Here is a 3,324-nt window from a genome sequence, read left to right on the forward strand (position 1 = left end):
GGTGGATCTGGCGAAGAGATACGGAGCAGAGATCATTGTAGTAACCGTTGTTGATATAGCATCTTCAACAGATCCCACTGCTATCAAGATAGCTGAGGATGCAGCGGGGCAGATATCCTCAGAGGCCTCTGAGAAACTCTCTAGAGAGGGGGTTAAGCATAGCTCTATAATTAGACACGGGGATCCAGGTGTGGAGATTGTTAAGGTTGCTGAAGAGAATAAAGCAGATCTAATAGTTGTTGGTAGCAGGGGTCTCTCAACATTTAGAAGGCTGATCCTTGGTAGCGTGTCCCGTAGGGTGATCAATAAATCGAAGATCCCTGTGTTAGTGGTTAAATAGCCCGAGTTATAGGGATCTATGGGATGAGGAGAAATTCGCGCGCAGATCTATGAAGAGTTTCCCGCATACTGACCGAGCTTATCAATAGTATAGCGATATAAGCTGTGATGACCCCACTATATGGGCTCGGAGATGAAGGGGTTTAGAAGGCTCACGATAGATGATGTGGTTAGAATCGCTAGGATATCTGATGTGAGGCTCTCTAGCAGAGGTGATCTTGCATATATAGTCCAGATCCCGGATATAGATAGGAATAGATATATCTCCGAGCTCAGGATCCTAGGGAGATCAGGGGATGAGTATTATCTCGTAGGTGAGGGGGATAGCCAGCCACGTTGGTCCCCATCAGCCAATAGGATTGCCTTTATAAGTAGGAGAGGGGCTGGCAAGGAGGAGAAGGGATCTGGAGTATTTGTTTGGGGGCTTAGAGGAGATCCTAGGAGGGTTTCTTGGTTCAGAGATGGAGTGGTATCCATAGAGTGGCTAGGAGATGAAACCTTAGTGGTTCTAGCAAACACTCCTAGGGAGGGTTTCTATGACCAGGATGGCGATTATGTGGCGAGCGATAGACTCCCCATATGGTTTGATGGAAAGGGCTTCATAGCTGGTGTGTCTCAACAGCTATATCTCCTCGACATAGATTCTGGGAGGATCTCGAGGCTTACTGATGAGCCGAATGATGTCCTTGGATTCACAGTATGTGGTGATGAGATCTACTACTATGCTAGGGAGGATTGGAGAAGGCCTTTGAGCCATGTGGTTAAAAGGGTCTCGGCTGGGGGAGGGGTTTCAGAGGTTCTGAGGGGCTACACAGTATCCCAGCTTAGATGTGTTGGTGGCGAGCTATATATGCTGGGGCATAGGATGGGAATAGGGATAGCTAGTCATCATAGGCTCTGGAGAATAGCTGATGGGGTTGCTGAGTGTATATCATGTGATCTGGATAGGAATATACATATAATAGCGGGGGACTATAGTGGCGAACCCTCTATAGTATATGCAGATGCCGGTAGAACGGTGCTAGCTGTTGCTAGGGGGAAATCTATTGAGGATCTAGTTAGAAGGGATGGGGTTATATATACAGCTGACTCGATTGGGGAGAGGGCTGCATATGTATTTGCAACCCCTACACAGCCTCCTGAGGTATATCTATATGAGGCTGGATCTGAGAAGAGGGTTACTAGGGTTAATGAGTGGCTTGTGAGGGAGGTTAAGCTATATACCCCTATATATGAGCCTGTTGAGATAGGTGGTGAGAGGATCGATGGCTGGGTTATTGTGCCAGAGGGGGAGGGTAGGAAGCCACTGATCCTCTATATACATGGGGGTCCAAAGGGTATGTATGGATATCACTTCAACCCGGAGATGCAGCTGATGGCCTCAGAGGGCTTTATAGTAGCCTTCTGCAACCCTAGGGGGAGTGATGGGTATTCGGAGGAGTTTGCAGATATAAGGGGTGGATATGGGGAGAGGGATTATGAGGAGATAATGGTCTTTCTAGATCATGTGATTAGGAAGTACCCCGTTGATGAGGGGAGAATGGCTGTTACGGGGATAAGCTATGGGGGGTATATGACGAATGTTATTATAACGAAGAGCGATAGATTCGCCGCTGCTGTGAGCGAGAATGGCATAGCTGATTGGATAGCTGATTACTGGGCATCTGATATAGGCTTTTGGTTCGACCCGGATCAGATTGGTGGTACGCCGATGGATAATCTCGAGGAGTATATTAGGAGGAGCCCTGTATATAATGTGCATAGGGTTAGAACACCCCTTCTGCTGATCCATAGTATGGAGGACTATAGATGCTTCATAGATCAATCCCTAGCTATGCATGTCGCAATGCTAATGGCGGGCAAGGAATCTAAGATCATAGTTTTCACTAAGGGCAGCCATGGCCATAACATGTTGGCAGAGCCTAGGCATAGGAGGAAAAGGCTCTCTCTAAAGATATCCTGGCTTAGAGAGAAGCTAGGTATATCGAGAGGCTCTCGAGATGAGACCCAGCCTCAATAGCCCCTTGAAGATCCAGGACTATGTTGTTCTAGCCCTCCCCCCGATCTTTTTCCCCCTCTCCTTCATAGCTTTTAAGGGCTTCTTCATAGTATCGATGGCCCTATCCACTACTATCATGGGGTTCTCGGCTCTAGCGATTATGGCTGTGAGAGGGGTTCTCAGAGGTATTCTTATGAGGAGAGGGTTTTCAGAAACCTTTCTACTGTTTCTCGCATCATCCATAGCACTATATATAGCATTTCTTTTGGGGGGAATCCTCTCCGATAGAATCGGTATGTGGGGCTATGTTGCTGATATATATAGCTCGATAAGGGGCTTCACAGGATCTGGATGGCTTCTACAGCTTGCTCTGGGTGTTATAGGGTTTATGGAGGAGATCTATTGGAGGGGCTATCTCCAGGGCTATGTATTGGAAGGCCTCTATGGGAGGGGCTTAAAACCCTTGATCCTAACCTCTATATATTATACCGCAGTACATATCCCAACTGGGAACCCCCCTCTAGTGGTTGCAGCCCTCATCGTTGGGCTTGTGCTTGGATATATAGCTTTAAGAGCTGGTATTATATGCTCTATAGCATCTCATATCGCGTGGCTTGAAGCTGTTGTGATCTATGCACCGGTTGATATGGTGCTATCTAGATTCTGACCTCCTCCCACCTTAAAGGTCGAGGATCATAGCTATAACTGGCATAATATCCTAGATCCTTGGGTTTCTAGATCTATCTAAAACCTTTATTATTTGCTAGGGTTACAGAGAGCTGGCACTGAGAATATTTTGATGTTTAAAGGAAATGTTTATATAGGTTGTTAGCCGAGATAAACTATAGTTAGGGATGTCTGAACAGCTATTAGATCTATGGAGGCCTTCAAAAATTGCTAGAGGGGGTTGGGAGGAGTGGCTAGGGTGGTGAGGACTGTTGCTGTTAGGAGTGTTAGGCTTCCTAAAAAGGTGTTTAATGTTTTTG

3 protein-coding genes are annotated in these 3,324 nt (G+C 46.6%); all 3 read left to right on the forward strand.

Annotated elements, in window-relative coordinates:
- On the forward strand, window positions 1–340 hold a 340-nt coding region (locus tag QXE01_11090; protein MEM4971782.1), incomplete at its 5' end, for a universal stress protein.
- A gap of 120 nt (window positions 341–460) precedes the next feature.
- The gene (locus QXE01_11095; protein MEM4971783.1) at window positions 461–2,359 is read left to right on the forward strand and encodes a S9 family peptidase; all 1,899 of its coding nucleotides are present in this window, start codon (window positions 461–463) and stop codon (window positions 2,357–2,359) included.
- Window positions 2,340–3,005: a CPBP family intramembrane glutamic endopeptidase gene (locus QXE01_11100; protein ID MEM4971784.1), complete on the forward strand. Its 666-nt coding sequence runs from the start codon at window positions 2,340–2,342 to the stop codon at window positions 3,003–3,005. The genes QXE01_11095 and QXE01_11100 overlap by 20 nt, the downstream gene beginning before the upstream one ends.
- The last annotated feature ends 319 nt before the right edge of the window (window positions 3,006–3,324 follow it).

This window comes from Sulfolobales archaeon (assembly GCA_038897115.1).
Lineage (GTDB): Archaea > Thermoproteota > Thermoprotei_A > Sulfolobales > AG1 > AG1.